The organism is Domibacillus indicus (genome assembly GCF_023715895.1).
Lineage (GTDB): Bacteria > Bacillota > Bacilli > Bacillales > Domibacillaceae > Domibacillus > Domibacillus indicus_A.
Genome location: NZ_JAMBOO010000002.1, coordinates 54223 through 75358 on the forward strand (window position 1 = coordinate 54223; position 21136 = coordinate 75358).

Genomic DNA, 21136 nt, shown 5'->3' on the forward strand with positions numbered 1-21136 from the left:
TTGGTTCCTCCTCTTTCTCTCTGAATCCATTATTACTAATTCTACCTTAGATTCAGCTTTCCTGCCAGCAGCGAGCAAATTTGTTGTTTTTTTTCTTTTCGTGCAGCTTCATCCGTTACATCAAACCAGTCAATCTCCATTTTATTGCGGAACCAGGTAAGCTGGCGTTTGGCGTACCGGCGTGAATTTTGCTTGAGCACATCGAGCGCTTCTTCAAGCGTCTGCTCACCGCGCAAAAACGGAAACAGCTCTTTGTAGCCAATGGCCTGAACAGCCGGCACATCGGAGGACAGCTGCTGGCGGTACAGCCATTCTGCTTCTTCCAATAAGCCCTGCTCGACCATCAAATCTACCCGGCGGTTGATTCGGTCATACAGCACATCCCGGTCCATGGTCAGCCCGATCATGGCACTTTCGTATTTTTCTGTCGGTGCTTCGGCACTTGGCCGCTGGGATGGCGGCTCGCCTGTTGTCCGGTAAATTTCAAGCGCCCGGACCGTCCGGCGCACATTGTTCGGATGAAACGTGGCAGCTGTTACAGGGTCCACCCGCTTCAACTCATCATGGAGCGCTTGCGGCCCTATTCTGTCCGCTTCTGCTTCAAGAGCTGCCCGAACGGTGCCATCTGTCTCCTCACGGGCAAATTGGTAGTCATATAAAACAGATTGAATGTAAAGACCTGTGCCGCCGCATATGATGGGCAGCCGGCCCCGCGCGTTGATATCCGCGATTTTTTCGCGGGCGAGCTGCTGAAACTCGGCAGCAGAAAAAGATTCATCTACATTTTTAATATCAATTAAATGATGCGGAACCCCGTCCATTTCTTCTTCTGTTACTTTTGCGGTTCCGACGGAAAGCCTCCGGTAAATCTGCATGGAATCTCCGCTGATCACCTCACCGTCAAATTGTTTGGCCAGGTGAATACTTAAATCGGTTTTTCCGGATGCTGTCGGGCCAATCACGACAGCGACTTTGTTTTTTGTCACGTTTTTCACAGCCTTTTATGGATAAGTATCCTTATTATAGCGGATACGGACCCTTACGAACAGGCATCGATCTCTTTTTGAAGCTCTGTGGCATGTTTGGCCCTTTCTTCTTCTGACCAGCCGAACAGCCGGGCCATTTTGTTTATCACCTGCTCTTTGTACGTAAGGACAGTTTGGATATCAAACAGCAGGGCTCCTGTACGGCGGATGAAAAAGTCTGCCGGCGTATACGCCATTTCTTCCTCGATTGCATACATGAGCTGGGCATTTAACAAGTCTGGCAGTTCACTGTCTTCCTTGTAGGCAAATACTTTTTCTGCATTGGACCCGTACATACGGGCAATTTTTTCTGCATCCTTTTCGGTAAAGCCTTTGGCCGCGCCGACTGTTGTTTTCGATTGTACAAACGCCGGGAAGTTCGCCGAGCCGCCCACATCACCGCCTGAGATCGGCAGGTGCTTCGTTTCGGATGGGCTGTAAAGAATGTCCCGTTCCTCCTTCAGCCGTTTGGCAACCAGGTCCACAATGGTTTCGGCCATTTTTCGGTAGCCTGTCAATTTCCCGCCAGCGATCGTCAGCAGGCCGGATTCAGTTTCCCAGATCTCATCTTTACGGGAAATTTCAGACGGGTCTTTGCCCTCTTCGTAAATAAGCGGGCGGACACCCGACCAGGATGATTCAATATCGGCTTCGCCTACCTTTACGGAAGGAAACATAAACCGGATCGCATCAAGCAGGTAAGCGCGGTCTTCCGCTGTAATATCCGGGCGGATCGGATCGGTGTTGTAGAATGTATCGGTTGTACCGACATACGTTTTGCCGTCACGCGGAATCGCAAACACCATCCGTTTGTCCGGCGTATCAAAGTAAACAGCTTGCTGAAGCGGAAAAACGGACTGATCGATAACAATATGAACACCTTTTGTCAGGCGGAGGTGCTTGCCGTTTTCACTTCCGTCTTTTTTGCGCACTTCATCTACCCACGGGCCGGAAGCGTTAATCACTTTGGCGGCCGTAATAGTCAGCGCCTGGCCGGTTAATTGATCAATAGCTTGAATGCCGGTTACTTTTCCGTCCTCATATGTAAAGCCTTCCGCTTTCACATAGTTCAGGCAGTGTGCCCCTTTTTCGGCCGCCCGCTTCATCACTTCAAGTGTCAGGCGTGCATCGTCTGTCCGGTACTCCACATAGTAACCGCCGCCTTTTAAGCCTTCACGCTTTACAAGCGGTTCCTGCTTCAGCGTTTCTGAAGCCGAAAACATTTTCCGGCGCTCTGACCGCTTGACACCTGCTAAAAAATCATAAACGCGGAGACCGAGAGACGTAGAAAGCGGGCCGAATGTACCGCCTGCGTGGAACGGAAGCAGCATCCATTCCGGCGTGGTTACATGCGGGCCGTTTTCATATACGATCGCCCGTTCTTTGCCGACCTCTGCCACCATTTTCACTTCAAATTGTTTTAAGTAGCGAAGACCGCCGTGCACAAGCTTGGTGGAACGGCTCGATGTACCTGCCGCGAAATCCTGCATATCAATTAAAGCGGTTTTCATGCCGCGCATGGAAGCATCAAGGGCAATGCCGGCGCCGGTGATGCCGCCGCCAATTACGAGAATGTCATACTGCCCGTTTTGCAATGTCTGTATCGCTTCTGACCGCTGGTGATTGGTGAACTTCATTTTGTCATCCCCTTAGTGTTGGTTGTTTCTTTTTACCCCTGGATAAACAAAAAGAGACCTGAAAGAACAAAACAGCGATGCTGTCTTGCTTTCAGGTCTCTCCCGTTTCTCCGGACAATGTATTAACTTATATTTATTGTATCATTAGTGTTATTGAAACGCAATAGCGGCCTTTATTGCTTTTTTCCAGCCTGCGTATAATGTTTCACGGACTTCTTCCGTCATTTCCGGCTCGAACGTGCGGGCTACCTGCCAGTTTTGTGCGATTTCCGACCGGTCGTTCCAAAAACCAACTGCAAGCCCGGCCAGATAAGCCGACCCAAGTGCTGTCGTTTCATTGATTTGAGTGCGCTCAACCGGTACATTCAGCACGTCGCTTTGAAACTGCATTAAAAAAGCATTCATGACGGCGCCGCCGTCTACACGGAGCGTTTTCAGCGAAATACCGGAGTCCGCTTCCATCGCTTCAAGCACATCTCTCGTTTGATACGCAAGAGACTCGAGTACCGCGCGAATAAAATGCTCTTTCTCCGTTCCACGTGTGACACCAAACACGGCTCCTCGTACATCACTTTCCCAGTATGGCGTACCCAGTCCCACAAAAGCCGGTACTACATAAACACCATCGGTGGACTCTACCCGCTCCGCATATTTCTCACTGTCTGCCGCTGTTTTGATCATCCGCATGCCGTCACGCAGCCACTGAATCGCAGAACCAGCTACAAAAATACTTCCTTCAAGCGCGTATTCTACTTTTCCGTCAACACCCCAGGCAATCGTTGTCAGCAGGCCATGCTCTGATTTCACGGCTGTTTCACCGGTATTCATCAACATAAAGCAGCCGGTGCCGTATGTATTTTTTGCCATGCCTTTCTCAAAGCATGCTTGTCCGAAGAGCGCTGCCTGCTGATCTCCTGCAGCGCCGGCAACCGGAATTTCCTGTCCAAAAAAGTGAAACGGTGCCGTTTTGCCATATACTTCTGAAGAAGGGCGAACGTCCGGCAGCAGCTGCTTTGGCACCGTTAAAATCTCAAGCAGTTCTTCGTCCCATTCCAATGTATGAATGTTAAACATCAGCGTCCGCGCCGCATTTGAATAATCGGTTACGTGCGCTTTTCCGCCTGTCAGCTTCCAAATCAGCCACGTATCGATCGTACCGAATAATAATTCTCCTCTTTCCGCCCGCTCGCGTGCTCCTTCTACGTGATCCAAAAGCCATTTTACTTTCGTTCCGGAAAAATAAGGGTCAACCAAAAGCCCCGTTTTGTCACGGAATGTTTGTTCATGGCCTTTCGCTTTAATATCCGCGCAGATATCTGCCGTCTGGCGCGACTGCCAGACGATGGCGTGATAAATGGGACGGCCGGTTTCTTTGTCCCAGACGACCGCTGTTTCACGCTGGTTGGTAATGCCGATGGCTTCGATTTGGTCAGCACGAATGTCCACTTCACTTAATACTGTTGCGATACAAGATAAAACGGATGCCCAAATTTCATTTGCGTCATGCTCCACCCAGCCTGGATTCGGGAAATATTGCTTAAATTCTTTTTGTGCAGAATGAACGATTTCTCCTCCTTTATTAAACAAAATCGCCCGTGAGCTTGTTGTTCCTTGGTCAATTGACATAATGTACTTTTTCATTCCAAAATCCCCCTTATTTATGTGTATAGCTTTGCACAGCAGGCCACGCTGAAGCAAGCTTGATCATTAAAATAAAAACCACTGACAGCGCTAGCGTAATGAAAAATGCGCCTGTTCCTTCATTCAGGAAAAATCCTTTATAAAAGAAAGCAGCCAGCACCGAGCCCAAAACCGGCCCCACTACCGGAACCCAGGCATACTTCCAGTTCGAACTGCCTTTACCGGCAATCGGAAGCAGAAAATGGGCGATGCGCGGACCCAGGTCACGGGCCGGGTTGATCGCGTAGCCCGTTGTACCGCCCAGCGACAGTCCAATGGCCATAATTAAAAAGCCGACAATTAAAGGATTCAAGCCGTCCGTAAACTTATTCGCTCCAATAGTTAATAGTCCAATCACTAAAATAAAGGTTCCAATCACTTCACTCACTACGTTGGCATACGGGCGGTTAACCGCCGGCGATGTAGCAAAAACGCCAAGCTTCGCGCCAGGATCGTCCGTTTCTTCCCAATGCGGCAGAAAGTGCAAAAATACAACCGCCGAGCCAATGATGGCACCGGTCATTTGAGCTGTTACATATGATACAACATCTGTCCATGGAAAAGAACCAGTAATCGCCAGTGCAATCGTAACCGCCGGGTTCAAGTGCGCCCCGCTGGCTCCGCCTACCGCATACACAGCCATTGTAACGGCCAGTCCCCAGCCAAACGCGATCACCATCCACCCGCTTCCATTGGCAAATGATTTTTTTAAACTCGTGTTAGCGCATACACCTGCTCCAAAAATAATGAGCATTGCCGTTCCAATCAACTCTCCCATAAATGGTGTCATTTTGTTTTCATCCCTTCTTCTCGTTGTTTCGCCTTTTACGCCCGGGACGCCTAAAGCAGAAAACAAAAAAACTCACACTGGTCCCCTTGAAGGGTATCAATGTGAGTCTCCATGTTCTCGGTCACAAATTTATGAACTTGCTGTTTATGATAACGCTAATTGAAAGCGGTGTCAAATGTTTTTAAAAAATGTTGAAAAAGCGCGATAATGGGTATGGGAAAGAAAAGGAGGAATGAAGATGAAGATCCAATTAGAAAAATTAAAGCAGGACAAGCAGTTAACGGATAAAAAGCTGTATAAAGCGGAGCTTGAAAAGTATCAGAGGCGCCTTCTTGCTCTGCAGCAAACGCTGTTTCATGAAAAAATCGGCTTAATTATTGCATTTGAAGGCATGGATGCGGCCGGAAAAGGCGGGGCAATCAAGCGGATGAATGAACAGCTCGATCCGCGCGGCGTATTGGTTCATCCGATTTCAGCTCCCCAGCCGCATGAGCTGCGCTACCATTACTTGCAGCGGTTCTGGCGCAAGCTGCCGCAGCACGGGCAAATTGGGATTTTCGACCGCTCCTGGTATGGCCGCGTGCTCGTTGAGCGAATTGAAGGTTATGCTGTCAACCGCGAATGGAAGCGGGCGTACGATGAAATTAATGCATTCGAAAAGTCATTAACAGATGAACGATACATAATGATGAAGTTTTGGGTGCACATTTCCAAAGACGAGCAGCTGCGCCGTTTTGAAGAACGGCAGCAAAACCCTTTAAAACGCTGGAAAATTACCGATGAAGACTGGCGCAACCGTAAAAAGTGGGATCAGTATGTGGAGTCGGCCGAAGAAATGCTCGAGAAAACAAATTTTGCTCACGCACCATGGTTCGTGATTGAAGGAAATGATAAAAAGTTTGCACGGGTAGAAGTTCTCAAAAGAGCCGTCTCCCATATTGAAGAATCGCTGCTGCAGCTTGAGCTGCCGCTGCCCGACTATGCCCTTTACGGCGCCAATTAAAAAAGCGCAGCCTTATTGGCTGCGCTTCTCTTTAGCTCCCGGCAAATTCTTTCCACAGGGCGACATCTGATGTGGTTACAGCAGACGCACCTGCCGAAAGAGCGGCTTCTACTTCCTTTTTTGTTTCGATCAGCCCGCCCGCAAAAACCGGCTTTCCGGTTTCACGGCGGATCAGCTGGATAATCTTTGGCGCTACACCCGGCAGCACTTCAATAAAGTCTGGCTCCGCTTTTTGTGCAAGCCGAACGCTTCTGTTGACCGCATTCGAATCTAGAATAAATGCCCGCTGCGTGGCCACGAGCCCCTTTTGCCTTGCTTTGACGAGGGCGCTTCCTTTTGTGGAAATAATGCCGTATGGCTTAGCGTATCGGGCAATAAATTCCACACCATGCTCATCACCAGCAAGCCCGTTTATTAAATCAAGGTGAACAAACATCTTTTTCCCATTTTGCTGGGCAAGATCAAGCACACTTTTTACCTGCCCGATGTGCAGATCTAAAAACACACCGTATTCATACTTCATGGAGAGCATTTTCTCAAAGTCTTTCATTGACCGGATTGCCGGCAGAATTGCTTGTCCATCAAAAGACATCGTGCCACCTCTTTACATAATTCGTTTGAACATTTTTTCAATATCATAGTTGGACAGATGAATGGTGATGGGCCGGCCATGCGGACACGTAAAAGGGTCTTCGCTGCGTCGCAGATCGGCCAGCAGCTGCTCAATTTCATCATTCCGCAGATGGCGGTTCGCTTTGATTGATCCTTTGCAGCTCATTAGAATCGCTGCTTCCTCGCGAATTTTTTTCACATCCGGTTTTTTCATCGCCAGTACTTCTTCAATCATTTCTTCGATCACATCGCGCTCTTCATTTTTTGGAAACCAGACTGGATGCGCACGGACAACGTACGACCGGTCGCCGAATGGCTCTAAAAATACACCGACGTCTTCAAGTCCGGATCGGTTTTCTTCGATTTTCATAAACTCGTCCGCTGAAAAATCAAACGTGAGCGGAATAAGCAGTTCTTGAAGCTCCGGTTCCGTTTGTCCGACTTTTTCCCGGAAGTATTCATATTTAATTCGCTCTTGAGCGGCATGCTGGTCGATCATATACAAGCCGTTTTCGTTTTGGGCAAAAATATACGTGCCATGCATCTGGCCGATAGGATACAGCATCGGCATGCGCTCTTTCGGCTCTGCCGGTTCGGCAGGCACAACTGGTGCTTCCTCTTTTACCGGCTCCGGTTCGGCAGGCGGTTCGTGATCGGTTGGATAAAACGTGGTTTGCGGCGGCCCTTCTTTTACAGGCTCCTCGTAATATTCAGGCTTGTACAGCTTTTCCACTTCCGACACCGGCGGCATGGCCGGTTTGCGCGGAGGAGACGGCGCATCAAATTGAAAGGCCGGCTGCTCTGTAAAGTCTTTACGCTTTTTTAGTACAGGCAGTGCATCTGGAATCAGCGTTTCTTTTCGCAGCGCTTCTTTAATGGAGGAGGCAATCAGTGCGCAAAGCTCCGCTTCTTTACTAAAGCGCACTTCCAGCTTCGCCGGGTGTACGTTTACGTCAACAAGCAATGGGTCCATTTCAATATTTAACAGCACGATCGGATAGCGTCCGACCGGCAGAAACGTGTGATAGCCTTCTAAAATAGCGTTAGAGATTTTAAAGTTTTTAATAAACCGTCCGTTAACAATCATCGACATATAATTTCGCGACGCACGTGTCACTTCGGGAAGCGACACGAAGCCGGACAGCCGAAAATCGAGCGACTGCGCTTCGACCGGAATCATTTGCTTGGCAATAGACGTTCCGTAAATAGCGGCAAGCACCTGTCTTGCATCGCCGTTTCCGTTTGTTTTTAATAGCTCACGGCCATTATGGCGGAGACGGAACGACACATCCGGGCGGCTTAAAGCCATCCGGTTGACCCCGTCGGTAATATTGCCAAGTTCCGTATGAACGCTTTTCATGTATTTCAGTCGGGCCGGCGTATTAAAAAACAGGTTCGAAACCGTAATTTCCGTTCCTTTACGGGCAGGCCCCGGCCGCTTGGACTGAATGGCGCCGCCGGACAAAACAATCTCCGTCCCGGCACCGCTTCCTGTAGACGTAGCCATCGTTACATCAGATACCGAGGCGATACTCGGCAGCGCTTCGCCCCGAAAGCCGAGTGTGCGGATGCGGAACAGGTCATTTTCATCTTTAATTTTGCTTGTAGCGTGCCGGTAAAAAGCCCGCTCTACATCATCCGGCTCTATGCCGGACCCGTTGTCGGTAATCCGGATCAGTCCAAGTCCGGCTTCTTCCACATCAATTTCAACAACCGTGCTTCCGGCATCAAGCGCATTCTCGGTTAGTTCTTTTACAACAGAGGCCGGACGCTCCACCACTTCACCGGCCGCAATTTTATTGGATAATGACTCGTCAAGCTGGCGGATAATCCCCATTTACGTTCACCTCATTTTTTTGCTTCTTTTTGCAGAGCATATAATGTATTCATTGCTTCCATCGGCGTCATTTCCATAATGTCATAGCTGAGCAGCTTGGCAACAATAGACGGATCTTCCTTGGGCGGCTTTGTCTCCTTCTCAACCGGAGCCGGAACAGGTGCTTCATCAAAGAAAGAAAGCTGTCCTTCCTGGTGAGCGGCAGCCGGCGCATCGTGCTCCTCACGATTTTCTAAAGAGTGCAAAAGCGTTGACGCCCGCGAAATCACCGCCTCAGGAAGGCCGGCCAGCTCCGCTACATGAATGCCATAGCTTTTATCGGCCGCGCCGTCTCTCACTTTGTGTAAAAAGACGACTTTTCCCTCCTGTTCCGCTGCAGTGACGTGAACATTTTGCATATGCTCGAGGGATTGGTCCAGCACTGTTAACTCATGGTAATGAGTAGAAAACAGTGTTTTCGCACCAATTGTTGTATGAATATATTCAATCATCGCCTGTGCAAGTGCCATCCCATCATACGTGGATGTACCGCGGCCAATTTCGTCAAATAAAATGAGCGAGCGATTTGTGGCGCTGACGATCGCATGCTTCGCTTCAAGCATTTCAACCATAAATGTACTTTGTCCGGACACCAAATCGTCCGCTGCGCCGATCCGGGTGAATATCTGGTCAAAAATTGGCAGCACCGCTTCATCTGCCGGCACATAACAGCCGATTTGCGCCAAAATCGCAATCAGCGCTGTCTGGCGCATATACGTACTTTTTCCGGACATATTCGGTCCGGTAATCAGCAGTACGTTCCGTCCTTCTTCCATGTGGCAGTCATTCGGCACGAATCCTTGCGCGTCCATTACTTTTTCTACAACCGGATGGCGGCCTTCTTTAATCCACATCCGGCCGTCCTTTGAAAACACCGGGCGGACAAACCGGCGCGACTCACTTACCGCCGCAAAGCATTGCAGCACATCCACTTCACTCACCATGCGGGCAAGGAGCTGCAGGCGCGGAATAAAGCTTTTCACGTGCTCGCGCAGCTCGCAAAACAGATCATACTCAAGCTCCACCATTTTTTCGTTTGCTTCTAAAATAAGGGCTTCTTTTTCTTTCAGTTCCGGTGTGACAAAGCGCTCGCAATTGGCGAGTGTCTGCTTGCGCTCATACCGGCCTTCTTCAAGCAAGCCAAGATTGGCTTTCGTTACTTCAATATAGTAGCCAAAAATGCGGTTGTAGCCGATTTTCAGCGATTTAATGCCTGTTTTCGCACGTTCCTGCTGCTCGAGTTCCGCGATCCACTGCTTGCCGTTACGGGAAGCATCCCGGTATTCATCGAGCTGATCATGGAACCCGTCCCGGATCATGCCGCCTTCTTTTACCGAGATTGGAGGCTCTTCCACAAGTGCCTGCTCCAGCTCGTCCAAAAGCTCCTCGCACGGATCCAATGAATCAGCCAGCTTGTCCAGCTCGGCTCCATTCATTTGTTTTAATACGTGAACAAGCAAAGGAATTTGTCCAAGTGATTTTTTCAACTGAACCAAATCACGCGCATTTACACTGCCAAAAGCGACCCGGCCGGCAAGCCGCTCTAAATCATACACTTCTTTCAGCTGTTCACGCAGTTCTTCCCGCTCAAAAAAAGCTTTGATAAATGTGTCTACAACCTCCAGGCGGCGGCCGATTTCTTTTTCATCGAGCAGCGGACGGTCAATCCACTGCTTTAGTAAACGCCCGCCCATGGCGGTTTTTGTTTCATCCAGCAGCCAGAGCAGCGAGCCTTTTTTCCCTTTTGAACGGATCGTTTCTGTCAGCTCTAGATTTCGTTTTGAAAAGTAATCGATATTCATATAATCACGAATTTCATACGGCTCTGCCGGCTGCAGGTGGTCGAGGCTGCGTTTTTGCGTCCGGTGCAGGTAATGATACAAGCGGGCTGTGGCCTGGCGGAGCAGTCCGTGCGTCAGCTGGCTCAAAAGAGGGCTGAATGAATCTTCTGCCGCCGCTTCCTCTACCGAAAGAACCGCGCCAAGCCGGCTGTGTATCTGCTTTGCTTCCAGCTCATCCAGCGTGCCGTCCGTAATTACTTCCTTTACCCCGTAAGCTGCCAGCTCATGAAGAGCCGCATCAAACGAAGGAAAAAGCGCTGTTTTACACTCGCCTGTTGTCACATCCGCTGCCGCTACCGCATAATCATTGCCGGAACGCTCGAACACCGCCAAGTAATGATTTTCTTTTTCTTGAATGCCGGACCCTTCCATCATGGTCCCCGGCGTAATGACCTGTACAACTTCCCGTTTGATCACGCCTTTTGCCTGCTTCGGATCTTCCCGCTGCTCGCAGATGGCTACTTTATGGCCTGCTGCGACCAGCCGCTCTATGTACCCTTTGGCAGAATGATAGGGCACGCCGCACATCGGAATCCGGTCTGCGCTGCCGCCGTCCCGCGATGTTAAAGTGATTTCTAGTATCTGGCTTGCATTTAATGCATCCTCAAAAAACATTTCGTAAAAATCGCCGAGGCGAAAAAATAAAAAGGCATCTTGGTAGTCTGCCTTTACACGCAAATATTGCTGAATCATTGGAGTATATTGTGCCATGTCGCATTCCTCTCTGTCTTTCTTCTTCTGATAGTATAGCACACGAAAAAAAAGCGGGAAAACGGTTCGTTCCCCGCCAGCTCATTTAGTGGTCATGATGTTCTTCTGCTGTTTCCCGCTCGCAATCCCATTCGTCTTCGTAGTCATGAAACGCCACGCAGACTTTTGTCTCACCTGTGACTTCTACAAGCAATTCGCGTTCCGCCTGCACGTTGATTTTTGTACCGCAGTCAGAAATGACGGCTTCCTGGCAATTTGGCTGCTGCAGCACTTTTACCCAAACATGATCATCTCCGTCGTACTCATCATCCCGGTACGTTAATTTCAACACGTCTTTGTATTCAACTTTATCCGTGACAACAGCCGTTTTCGTGTGGTTGTGGTAGGAATACCAGACGTTGATTTCATACGTGCCAAATACTTCTACTTTATTGCCGGCTTTTTTCGCTTTGTACTCGTGGTTGATAATCCAGCAGCCTAAAATGCCGGACGGCTTATTCGGCGGCAGAACAGCATGGTGCGACTGCGTATACTTCCGGCCTTTGGCAACGACAGACTTTGTGATGATCTCGCGGAATTGGCTCAATCTGTTGTCCCTCCTCTGATGTGGTCTTCCTATTGTATGCAGAGGAAGTGAGACGGGTGCCCAAGATTGAAAAAAATCCCGCCTAAAAGGCAGGATTGTTTTTTACGAGCAGCTCCCTGACGGGCGGTTTCTTACCTGGGCGCCTGTTTCACCACGAAGCAGGTCGCCGCCTGTTTCCATAATAATATTGTCGGTCACTTTGTTAGAGATGGCTGTCGCAACCATTTGTAAAATGGCGTTTACATCTGTCTGCGACTGCTTGAATTGCTGCACGATCGGCATTTCATCAAGCTCCTGCTCAATTTTAGCGATTTTTTCTTCTGTTGCCTTCAGCGCTTCTGTTTTTTTATAGTGCTGAAAATTAACAGCTTGCTTTTGCAGGCTTTTTAAACCCGCCATTTTTTCACGGAGCTTCTGGTTTTCGTGGATTTTGGCTTCTGCCTGTTTAAAAAACGCCACTTCTTCTGTAGCCGAAATCATATTGGCGAGTTCTGTTGCTTTGGCAATAATCTCGTCTTTTGTGTAAATGGTTTTCTCCATTTTAGTTCACCTCGGCCATATTTTCGATTTCTACCGCTTCCCCGTCCATTGACCATGATTTTGTTTCTGTAATACGCACTGGAATAATTTTTCCGATGGCCGATTTTGGTGCTTTTACGTTTACAAGCTTGTTCTTAGATGTGTAGCCGGCAAGAACATCCGGATTTTTCTTGCTTTCTCCTTCAATGAGTACTTCAACGATTTGGCCTTTATACCGCTTCATGGACTCATTAGATAATTCGTTAACAAGGGCATTTAACCGCTGCAAACGCGCTTTTTTCACGTCCATCGGCACATTATCAACCATTTTTGCAGCCGGCGTGCCTTCACGCGGTGAATACAAGTACGTATAGGCCATTTCAAAGCCGACTTCACGATAAAGCGACATCGTTTCTTCGAATTGTTCTTCTGTTTCGTTCGGATAGCCGACAATAATATCGGTTGTCAGTGCTACATCCGGCATTGCTGCTTTGATTTTGCGCACAAGCTCTAAAAACTGCTCGCGTGTGTATTTACGGGCCATGATTTTGAGGATATCTGTTGAACCGCTTTGTACCGGCAGATGGATATGGTCCATCAAGTTGCCGCCTTTAGCGAGCACCTCGATTAAATGGTCGTCAAAATCACGCGGATGGCTTGTTGTAAAGCGTACACGCGGAATGCCGATCTGACGAATTTCATCCATTAAGTCCCCAAGACGATATTCCATGTCGGTAAAATCTTTTCCATAGGCATTTACGTTTTGGCCAAGCAGCATCACTTCCTGGTAGCCCTGCGCCGCAAGCTGGCGTACTTCCTGGATGATTTCTTCCGGACGGCGGCTCCGCTCTTTTCCGCGTGTATATGGCACGATGCAGTACGTGCAGAACTTGTCACAGCCGTACATAATGTTTACCCAGGCTTTTACATTGCCCTGGCGCACTTTCGGAAGGTTTTCGATCACGTCGCCTTCTTTAGACCATACTTCTATAACCATTTCTTTGGACATGTAGGCTTCATTTAAGATTTCCGGCAGACGGTGAATATTGTGTGTACCGAAAATCATATCCACGTGATGATATGATTTTAAAATTTTGTTTACCACTGATTCTTCCTGGGACATACAGCCGCAGACGCCCAGAAGCAGGTTCGGGTTATCCCGCTTTAAATGTTTCAGGAACCCGATCTCACCAAACACCTTGTTTTCTGCATTTTCACGGATGGCACATGTATTCAGTAAAATAACATCTGCTTCTTCCGGTGTTTCCACCGCATTGTAGCCGAGTGCCATAAAAATACCCGCCATGACTTCCGTGTCGTGGGCATTCATTTGACATCCGTACGTACGGATATAAAAGTTTTTGCCATTGCCCATCCCTTGAAAACGATCGTCGATTTTAAAATCATTGTGATACGCTACTTCTTCTTTTCCGCGCTTTTTAGCGTCTTTTAAAGAAGGCGGCGTGTAAACAGATTGGAAATACTGGCTGTAGTCCTTAACGGATTTTTTGTCCGATGGACGAGCCTGCTCGCTATTTTTTCGTTGTTCTTCGTTCATGGTGAATCCCCTTTCCGATCTTTCAAACTATCGTGCACATTCCTTAAGTATATACCGTTCAAAGACCGCACTCAAGCAAGGCACAGAAAAAGCACAGAGATTTCTTCTCTGCGCCATAAATCTTACATAAATTCTTCAACAAGCTTCTTAAATGTTTCTTCTCCAAGATCTAGATCCGCTTCAGTGAGCGGCGTTTCCGCGTAGCCTTCAACGAGCTCCTGATAAGAAGGACGCTCTGTATCCTGATAAATGATGCCTGTTACCAGGTCATCGTGCTGCATCAGCGTATTCATCGCAGCCTGACGGTCAGATGGATCGTAGCCTTCAATTGTCGAAAGCTTTGTTAAGTTTTCTTTAAACCAGTCATACGTGTTCACTTTATTATACGTTACACAAGGGCTGAACACATTAATAATAGAAAAACCTTTATGGTTAATACCCGCTTCAATGATCGCTGTTAAATCTTTCAAATCCGTTGAAAAGCTTTGCGCCACAAACGTAGCGCCTGTTGTAACAGCCAGTTGCATCGGTGACAATGTCTGCTCAATCGCACCAAGCGGTGTTGATTTTGTTTTAAAGCCGGCCGCTGAACGCGGAGAAGTCTGGCCTTTTGTTAATCCGTAAATTTGGTTGTCCATAACGATATACGTTAAATCGATGTTGCGGCGCATCGCATGGATGGTATGACCCATTCCGATCGCAAATCCATCGCCGTCACCGCCGGATGCGATAACTGTCAAATCTTTATTGGCCATTTTCACGCCTTGCGCAATCGGAAGCGCCCGGCCGTGAATGCCATGAAGTCCGTATGAATTAATGTAACCGGAAATTCGGCCGGAACAGCCGATCCCGGAAATAACCGCTAGTTTTTCGGGCGTTAACCCCACATTGGCTGCCGCGCGCTGAATAGCCGCCTGCACGGAGAAGTCACCACAGCCAGGGCACCAGTTAGGCTTCACACTATTACGGAAATCTTTAAATGTTGCTGTTGTTGCTGTTGCCATGATTAAATCAGCTCCTTGCTGCTCTTAACAATATGATGCGGCTGGAATGGATTACCGTCATATTTCAAGATGCTTTTAATTTTATGCGGGTAGCCGGCGTTCATTTTAATGATACTTGCCAGCTGGCCTGTCGCGTTGTTTTCTACAACAGCGACCTGTTTTGCCGACTCAATAAGCGGCAGAATTTCTTCTGTCGGGAATGGGTGGATCAACCGGATACGCGCATGGTTTACTTTGATGCCATCCGCTTCAAGACGCTCCATCGCTTCTTCAATCACACCACCGGTAGAATTAAAGCCAATCAATAAAAGGTCTGCTTCCGCATGCTTGGCATTTTTATAAACAGGGTTCGGGAACACATGTGGCAGGTTTTCGAGTTTTCTCATACGCTTGTCCATTTGTGCGTTCCGGTTAGCTGGCGACTCGGACGGCTTGCCTGTTTCATCATGCTCAACCCCGGTTACGTGATGAATCCCGCCAACAACGCCCGGAATCACCCGTGGAGATACACCGTCTTGTGTGACTTCATACCGTTTAAAATAAGATTTATCTTCGCGCGGTGCAATGCCTTCTTTTACCAGTTTTCCGCGGCGGATGTTCACCCGGCTGTAATCGAGCGGCTCCACCGTGTGTTTGCCAAGTGAAAGCTGCAGGTCAGACAGGACAATTACAGGCACCTGATACTCCTCAGCAATGTTGAACGCTTCTACTGTATCGTAAAATCCTTCTTCTGCCGTTCCCGGCGCGATCACCACTTTTGGAATTTCACCATGTGTTCCGTAAATCATCGCCATTAAATCAGACTGCTCCTGCTTTGTTGGAAGTCCTGTTGACGGACCGCCGCGCTGTGTATCAACGACGACAAGCGGCGTTTCCGTCATGCCGGATAAGCCAATGGCTTCCATCATAAGAGACAATCCCGGACCGGCTGATGCCGTAAAGGATCGGATACCGCCGTAGTTGGCGCCGATTGCCATCGTCGCAGCTGCAATTTCGTCTTCCGTTTGAATAACGGTGCCGCCGACTTTCGGTAATTTTTTAATTAAATACTCCATAATTTCCGAAGCGGGTGTAATCGGATAAGCTGCCATTAAACGTACACCTGCTGCAAGCGCACCAAGCGCTATCGCATCGTTACCGATCATAAACATCCGCTTCTGTCCATCTGCCGGAGGAAGCTGAAGAGCGCTTGTCCCACCGTCAAGCTGTTCTTTCATGTACGCGTAGCCCTGCTGTATAGCTTCCATGTTTTTTTGAACGACCGTTTCACCTTTACGGCCAAAAATCTCTTCTACTACTCCGAGAAACACGGAAACGTCGAGGTTAATAACGGCACATGTAGCACCAACAGCCACCATGTTTTTCATCAGTGAGGTGCCAAGCTCCGTTGCGATTTCGGTAAATGGAACCGCATAAAAACCAGCTTTTGTGTCATCCGGCTTGACCGGTTTAAACTTCGTATCTGCAATAATAATCCCGTTTGCATGAAGCTCGCGGTAATTCACATCAATCGTTTCCTGGTCAAAAGCCACTAATATATCAAGGTCATCTGCGACCGAGCTTACTTTTTTCGTGCTGACACGAATTTTATTGTTTGTATGTCCGCCTTTAATACGAGATGAAAAGTGGCGGTATCCGTACAGGTAGTATCCGAGGCGGTTCAATGCCATTGAGAAAATTTCACCTGTACTTTCAATTCCTTCCCCTTGCTGTCCTCCCACTTTCCAAGAAAGCTGCTCTGCCATTGTTTCTAACACTCCTTTAAATATGACCCCATCATTTTTCTGCTTCTCCTAGTGTATCACTTTTAAACTTAAATCACTATACGAATGCTCCATCAGTAAAAAATGTCTTTTTGTGTGTTTTATGGTGTCTCCAGGGGGCCACTTAAAAAGCATTCCAGCCAAATGGCTGGAATGCTTATCGGGATTGGACAATTAATTTCATTGCCGTTCGCGCTTCTCCCGCGATTACAATACTTGTAAAAGCGGGGATACAAATAAGATCGATGCCGCCAGGTGCGACAAATCCTCTCGCAATAGCGACTGCTTTAACCGCCTGATTCAAGGCGCCTGCTCCGACGGCTTGTATTTCTGCACTGCCTTTTTCCCGCATGGTTCCGGCCAGCGCACCCGCGACCGAATTCGGGTTTGATTTTGATGATACTTTTAACACATCCATTCCCTAATCCCCCTTCTAAAGCCTCCATTCGTCTTTCATATATATTCAAAGGAAGAAGGGCTATGAATCAATAATCGTGAAAAGGGTGGTCATCGTTAATTAAAATACGCTCTATCGACTTGGCACGTCCTGTTTTCCGGTCTGTTTGAATGAGACATGCTGATAATTGGGTGCGTCCTTCTTTTGGCACCTCGAATCGGGCCGGGAGCTGGTTTTGAAACTTTTGGATAATCGTTTCTCTTTCCATGCCTAAAATCCCGTCGTACGGCCCTGTCATGCCTACATCCGTTAAATAAGCGGTTCCGCCTGGCAGCACCCGATTGTCTGCTGTCTGTACATGTGTGTGTGTGCCGACAACAGCCGTTACCCGTCCATCTAAAAACCAGCCCATTGCCTGCTTCTCGCTTGTTGTTTCCGCATGAAAATCAACAAAAATAAACGGCGTCCGCTTTCTTGCTTCTTCTACAAGCTGATCTGCTTTTTGAAACGGGCAGTCCAGATCGTTCATAAATACGCGGCCTTGTAAATTAATAACTGCTACTTCGAATTCACCGGCCGGCACATAAGCAATCCCTTTTCCTGGAACGGATGCTGGAAAGTTCGCCGGACGGACGAGCCATTTTGCCCCATCAATAAAATTAAATATATCCCGATTGTCCCATGCATGGTTGCCGAGTGTGACGGCGTTGGCACCATCCTGCATAAAGGTTTTATAAATTTTTTCTGTAATGCCGCGTCCCGCCGCTGCATTTTCACCGTTAATGATGGTAATAGCCGGGCGGTATTTTTTCTTTAATTTCGGCACGTACTCACTTACCATATCGCGTCCCGGGGAGCCGACAACGTCCCCAACAAATAATAAATCCATATTTCTCCTTCTTTCTTCTTGTAAAAAAAGAAAAGCGGTGTGATTTTCGCACACCGCTTTCACTTATTTTGCGTATTCAACTGCTCTCGTTTCACGAATAACGGTTACTTTAATATGGCCCGGATAATCGAGCTCCCCTTCAATTCGTTTGCGAATATCGCGTGCAAGACGGTGAGCCTGCAAATCATCAATTTGCTCTGGTTTCACCATAATCCGTACTTCGCGTCCGGCTTGAATGGCAAATGATTTTTCAACACCATCGTATGATTCCGAAATTTCTTCCAGTTTTTCCAAACGACGGATGTAATTTTCAAGTGTTTCGCTTCGTGCACCCGGTCGTGCGGCAGACAAGGCATCTGCTGCTGCAACAAGAACGGCAATAACAGATGTTGGCTCTGTGTCACCGTGGTGAGAAGCAATGCTGTTGATGACAACAGGATGTTCTTTATACTTTTGACCAAGTTCTACACCGATTTCAACGTGGCTGCCTTCTACTTCATGATCGACTGCTTTACCGATGTCATGAAGCAGGCCTGCTCGGCGGGCAAGTGTTTCATCTTCGCCAAGTTCCGCTGCCAGTAAGCCGGAAAGATAAGCCACTTCGATCGAGTGTTTCAGTACGTTTTGCCCATAGCTTGTCCGGTATTTCAAGCGGCCGAGAATTTTGATGAGATCTGGATGCAATCCATGGACGCCGACATCAAATGTGGTTTGTTCGCCAATTTCACGAATATGCTCATCCAATTCACGCCGGGCTTTATCCACCATTTCCTCGATACGCGCCGGATGAATACGTCCATCCTGCACCAATTTCTCCAACGCAATGCGGGCCGTTTCACGGCGAATTGGATCAAAGCCGGAAAGGATGACCGCTTCAGGTGTATCATCGATAATTAAATCGATACCGGTAAGCGTTTCAAGTGTACGGATATTCCGCCCCTCGCGCCCGATAATGCGCCCTTTCATTTCATCATTTGGCAGTGAAACGACGGATACGGTCGTTTCTGCCACATGGTCAGCTGCACAGCGCTGGATGGCAAGTGATAGTACTTCACGTGCTTTTTTATCGGATTCTTCCTTCGCACGTTGTTCATTTTCTTTCACCATGATTGCAATATCGTGGGATAATTCCTGTTCCGTCCGTTCTAAAATGATGGAGCGTGCATCTTCACGTGTCAGAGCGGAAATTCGCTCAAGCTCGGATTGCTGCTTTTTCACCATCTCATCCACTTTGCTGTCCATCTCTTCAATATGTTGTTGTCTTGTGTTTAACGATGCCTCTTTGTTTTCAAGAGTTTCTTCCCGTTTATTCAGGGATTCATCTTTTCGATCAAGGTTTTCTTCTTTTTGAAGGAGGCGGTTTTCCTGTTTTTGCAATTCATTTCGTCTCTCACGGAGTTCGTGCTCTGTTTCCGTGCGCAATTTATGAATTTCATCTTTTGCCTCTAAAAGAGCTTCTTTTTTCGACGCTTCCGCTTCCCGCTTTGCATCTTCAACAATCTGGTCAGCAACGCTGCGCGCGCCTGCGATTTTTGATTCGGCAATTGATTTTCTTACAAAATAGCCAACAACGACACCAATGATAAGGCCAAGCAAAATGGAGATGATTGTAATGGGTTCCATCATTTCACCTCCTCTTGCTATAAATAATTGTCATGTGCTTCACATGTTGGCTGCTGTCGCATAAGTTATGAAACAAACAGCACTACATTTCCATTTTCAAGATAAAAAATGTCAAATATACAAGTTTAATTTTATCGGTGTAAAATTTCATTGTCAAGGTTTTCTCCATGAAACCCCTCATTTCGGAAGAGCCTAACAAAAAAGCAGGAAAACGGGCTGACCCGCTCTCCTGCTTTTTCTCTTATTCTTCGTCAAACAACGTATCCGCTCCGTTGTCTTCTTCCGCCGGCGGAAGCTCCTGAACATTGTCCAATCCATAACGCTCACGGATTTTCATCATAATCTCGTGACGTACATCTGGATTTTCTTTCAAGAACTGTTTCGCATTTTCACGGCCCTGTCCAAGACGTTCACCATTGTATGAATACCAGGCGCCGCTTTTTTCCACAATATCTTCTTCAGAACCAAGGTCGATGATTTCCCCTTCACGCGAGATGCCTTCTCCATACATAATATCTACTTCGGCTACGCGGAACGGCGGCGCTACTTTGTTTTTCACGACTTTGATTTTTGTTTTGTTTCCGACAATGTCGTTCCCTTGTTTCAACGCTTCTGCACGTCTTACTTCAAGACGAATAGAGCTGTAGAATTTAAGCGCACGTCCGCCTGGAGTTGTTTCCGGGTTTCCGAACATAATCCCTACTTTTTCACGGATCTGGTTGATAAAGATCGCGATCGTGTTTGATTTATTGATCGCACCTGATAATTTACGAAGCGCCTGCGACATCAAACGTGCCTGCAAGCCGACGTGCGACGCACCCATTTCGCCTTCAATTTCCGCTTTTGGTACAAGTGCAGCTACCGAGTCAACTACGATAATATCAATCGCGCCGCTGCGTACAAGAGCTTCTGCAATTTCAAGTGCCTGCTCACCTGTATCCGGCTGTGATAGAAGAAGCTCATCGATGTTTACGCCAAGTTTCTGTGCATAAACCGGATCAAGCGCATGCTCAGCATCGATAAAAGCAGCTTGTCCGCCTTTTGCCTGTACTTCTGCAATTGCGTGAAGAGCAACCGTTGTTTTACCAGAGCTTTCCGGTCCATAGATTTCGACAACACGCCCGCGAGGATAGCCGCCTACTCCAAGGGCGGAGTCAAGTGCAAGCGATCCACTCGGTGTAGTGGACACACGGCGCTCTGCCTGCTCACCAAGCTTCATAACCGAGCCTTTACCGAATTGTTTTTCAATTTGTTTAAGTGCCATATCTAAGGCAGCCTGACGATCGTTCACTATAAAATTCCTCCTCTAAAATGTGTATCTATATGGGAACAGCTGTTATGCCGGTTGTTGTTTTAACCTGCTTTAACTATACCTTAATTGACGGTGAATTACAAGCAAAAAACGAACATTTATTCGATTTTTTCATCCTTCCTAAAATTGGAATATGCTTGTGGAATGAAGAGATAGAATTGAGTAAAAAGCTATGAAGAAAAAGAAGATCAGTTGAAGATTTTTATTTGCTTCAACCGGTTTACTGCTTTCTTATTATACCACGAAACCTATTAAAAAAGCCCGCCGGAACTACCGGCGGACCTACATTTATGAAGAAATTTTTTGTCTA

The 21136-nt window shown here is 47.7% G+C and carries 17 protein-coding genes; 1 reads left to right on the plus strand and 16 read right to left on the minus strand.

The genetic code is table 11. The features are described 5' to 3' along the window. Nucleotides 1–41: 41 nt before the first annotated feature. From miaA to M3221_RS03560, 4 genes are all read right to left on the minus strand, one after another. The gene (miaA, locus tag M3221_RS03545) at nt 42–986 is read right to left on the minus strand and encodes a tRNA (adenosine(37)-N6)-dimethylallyltransferase MiaA (RefSeq protein WP_251270172.1); all 945 of its coding nucleotides are present in this window, start codon (nt 984–986) and stop codon (nt 42–44) included. A gap of 53 nt (nt 987–1039) precedes the next feature. Further along, the gene (locus M3221_RS03550; protein WP_251270173.1) at nt 1040–2662 is read right to left on the minus strand and encodes a glycerol-3-phosphate dehydrogenase/oxidase; all 1623 of its coding nucleotides are present in this window, start codon (nt 2660–2662) and stop codon (nt 1040–1042) included. Nucleotides 2663–2812: 150 nt separating this feature from the next. Beyond that, complete coding sequence (glpK, locus tag M3221_RS03555; RefSeq protein ID WP_251270174.1) at nt 2813–4303, minus strand: glycerol kinase GlpK; 1491 nt, start codon at nt 4301–4303, stop codon at nt 2813–2815. Nucleotides 4304–4316: 13 nt separating this feature from the next. Further along, nucleotides 4317–5132: an MIP/aquaporin family protein gene (locus M3221_RS03560; protein ID WP_251270175.1), complete on the minus strand. Its 816-nt coding sequence runs from the start codon at nt 5130–5132 to the stop codon at nt 4317–4319. A gap of 238 nt (nt 5133–5370) precedes the next feature. Between M3221_RS03560 and M3221_RS03565 the strand changes: the two genes are divergently transcribed. Then, on the plus strand, nt 5371–6135 hold the full coding sequence (locus M3221_RS03565; RefSeq protein WP_396120239.1) for a polyphosphate kinase 2 family protein: 765 nt from the start codon (nt 5371–5373) through the stop codon (nt 6133–6135). Between the two features lie 31 nt (nt 6136–6166). Here M3221_RS03565 and M3221_RS03570 read toward each other — a convergent pair whose 3' ends face one another. From M3221_RS03570 to recA, 12 genes are all read right to left on the minus strand, one after another. Beyond that, nucleotides 6167–6727, minus strand: a complete 561-nt coding sequence (locus M3221_RS03570) for a glycerol-3-phosphate responsive antiterminator (RefSeq protein ID WP_251270177.1) — start codon at nt 6725–6727, stop codon at nt 6167–6169. Nucleotides 6728–6739: 12 nt separating this feature from the next. Beyond that, a complete protein-coding gene (gene mutL / locus M3221_RS03575) occupies nt 6740–8584 on the minus strand; it encodes a DNA mismatch repair endonuclease MutL (protein ID WP_251270178.1) in 1845 nt (614 codons plus the stop codon). A gap of 11 nt (nt 8585–8595) precedes the next feature. Then, the gene (gene mutS, locus M3221_RS03580; RefSeq protein WP_251270179.1) at nt 8596–11175 is read right to left on the minus strand and encodes a DNA mismatch repair protein MutS; all 2580 of its coding nucleotides are present in this window, start codon (nt 11173–11175) and stop codon (nt 8596–8598) included. Nucleotides 11176–11260: 85 nt separating this feature from the next. Next, nucleotides 11261–11761, minus strand: coding sequence for an outer spore coat protein CotE (cotE, locus tag M3221_RS03585; protein WP_242234497.1), 501 nt, complete (start codon nt 11759–11761; stop codon nt 11261–11263). Nucleotides 11762–11863: 102 nt separating this feature from the next. After that, complete coding sequence (locus M3221_RS03590; protein WP_251270180.1) at nt 11864–12301, minus strand: YlbF/YmcA family competence regulator; 438 nt, start codon at nt 12299–12301, stop codon at nt 11864–11866. A gap of 1 nt (nt 12302) precedes the next feature. After that, nucleotides 12303–13838: a tRNA (N6-isopentenyl adenosine(37)-C2)-methylthiotransferase MiaB gene (miaB, locus tag M3221_RS03595; protein ID WP_251270181.1), complete on the minus strand. Its 1536-nt coding sequence runs from the start codon at nt 13836–13838 to the stop codon at nt 12303–12305. Nucleotides 13839–13960: 122 nt separating this feature from the next. After that, a complete protein-coding gene (locus M3221_RS03600) occupies nt 13961–14842 on the minus strand; it encodes a 2-oxoacid:ferredoxin oxidoreductase subunit beta (protein ID WP_251270182.1) in 882 nt (293 codons plus the stop codon). A gap of 2 nt (nt 14843–14844) precedes the next feature. Continuing rightward, nucleotides 14845–16587: a 2-oxoacid:acceptor oxidoreductase subunit alpha gene (locus tag M3221_RS03605; protein ID WP_251270183.1), complete on the minus strand. Its 1743-nt coding sequence runs from the start codon at nt 16585–16587 to the stop codon at nt 14845–14847. A gap of 175 nt (nt 16588–16762) precedes the next feature. Continuing rightward, a complete protein-coding gene (locus tag M3221_RS03610; protein ID WP_050181379.1) occupies nt 16763–17023 on the minus strand; it encodes a stage V sporulation protein S in 261 nt (86 codons plus the stop codon). 67 nt (nt 17024–17090) lie between these two features. Continuing rightward, nucleotides 17091–17891 carry a TIGR00282 family metallophosphoesterase gene (locus M3221_RS03615; RefSeq protein WP_251270184.1) on the minus strand — a complete coding sequence of 267 codons (801 nt, stop codon included), beginning with the start codon at nt 17889–17891 and terminating at the stop codon, nt 17091–17093. A 63-nt stretch (nt 17892–17954) separates the two neighbouring features. Further along, nucleotides 17955–19514, minus strand: coding sequence for a ribonuclease Y (gene rny, locus M3221_RS03620; protein ID WP_251270185.1), 1560 nt, complete (start codon nt 19512–19514; stop codon nt 17955–17957). Nucleotides 19515–19755: 241 nt separating this feature from the next. Beyond that, nucleotides 19756–20805 (minus strand): recombinase RecA, encoded by a 1050-nt coding sequence (gene recA, locus M3221_RS03625; RefSeq protein WP_311316121.1) that lies wholly within the window; start codon nt 20803–20805, stop codon nt 19756–19758. Nucleotides 20806–21136 lie beyond the last annotated feature (331 nt).

What these genes read in the sequence shown, in the direction of transcription:
- glpK (WP_251270174.1), bottom strand. Translation starts at nt 4,303, where the DNA reads ATGAAAAAGTACATTATGTCAATTGACCAAGGAACAACAAGCTCACGG.
- M3221_RS03560 (WP_251270175.1), bottom strand. Translation starts at nt 5,132, where the DNA reads ATGACACCATTTATGGGAGAGTTGATTGGAACGGCAATGCTCATTATT.
- mutL (WP_251270178.1), bottom strand. Translation starts at nt 8,584, where the DNA reads ATGGGGATTATCCGCCAGCTTGACGAGTCATTATCCAATAAAATTGCG.
- M3221_RS03605 (WP_251270183.1), bottom strand. Translation starts at nt 16,587, where the DNA reads ATGGCAGAGCAGCTTTCTTGGAAAGTGGGAGGACAGCAAGGGGAAGGA.
- M3221_RS03590 (WP_251270180.1), bottom strand. Translation starts at nt 12,301, where the DNA reads ATGGAGAAAACCATTTACACAAAAGACGAGATTATTGCCAAAGCAACA.
- M3221_RS03550 (WP_251270173.1), bottom strand. Translation starts at nt 2,662, where the DNA reads ATGAAGTTCACCAATCACCAGCGGTCAGAAGCGATACAGACATTGCAA.
- M3221_RS03600 (WP_251270182.1), bottom strand. Translation starts at nt 14,842, where the DNA reads ATGGCAACAGCAACAACAGCAACATTTAAAGATTTCCGTAATAGTGTG.
- M3221_RS03565 (WP_396120239.1), top strand. Translation starts at nt 5,371, where the DNA reads ATGAAGATCCAATTAGAAAAATTAAAGCAGGACAAGCAGTTAACGGAT.
- rny (WP_251270185.1), bottom strand. Translation starts at nt 19,514, where the DNA reads ATGGAACCCATTACAATCATCTCCATTTTGCTTGGCCTTATCATTGGT.
- M3221_RS03570 (WP_251270177.1), bottom strand. Translation starts at nt 6,727, where the DNA reads ATGTCTTTTGATGGACAAGCAATTCTGCCGGCAATCCGGTCAATGAAA.
- mutS (WP_251270179.1), bottom strand. Translation starts at nt 11,175, where the DNA reads ATGGCACAATATACTCCAATGATTCAGCAATATTTGCGTGTAAAGGCA.
- M3221_RS03610 (WP_050181379.1), bottom strand. Translation starts at nt 17,023, where the DNA reads ATGGATGTGTTAAAAGTATCATCAAAATCAAACCCGAATTCGGTCGCG.
- M3221_RS03615 (WP_251270184.1), bottom strand. Translation starts at nt 17,891, where the DNA reads ATGGATTTATTATTTGTTGGGGACGTTGTCGGCTCCCCGGGACGCGAT.
- miaB (WP_251270181.1), bottom strand. Translation starts at nt 13,838, where the DNA reads ATGAACGAAGAACAACGAAAAAATAGCGAGCAGGCTCGTCCATCGGAC.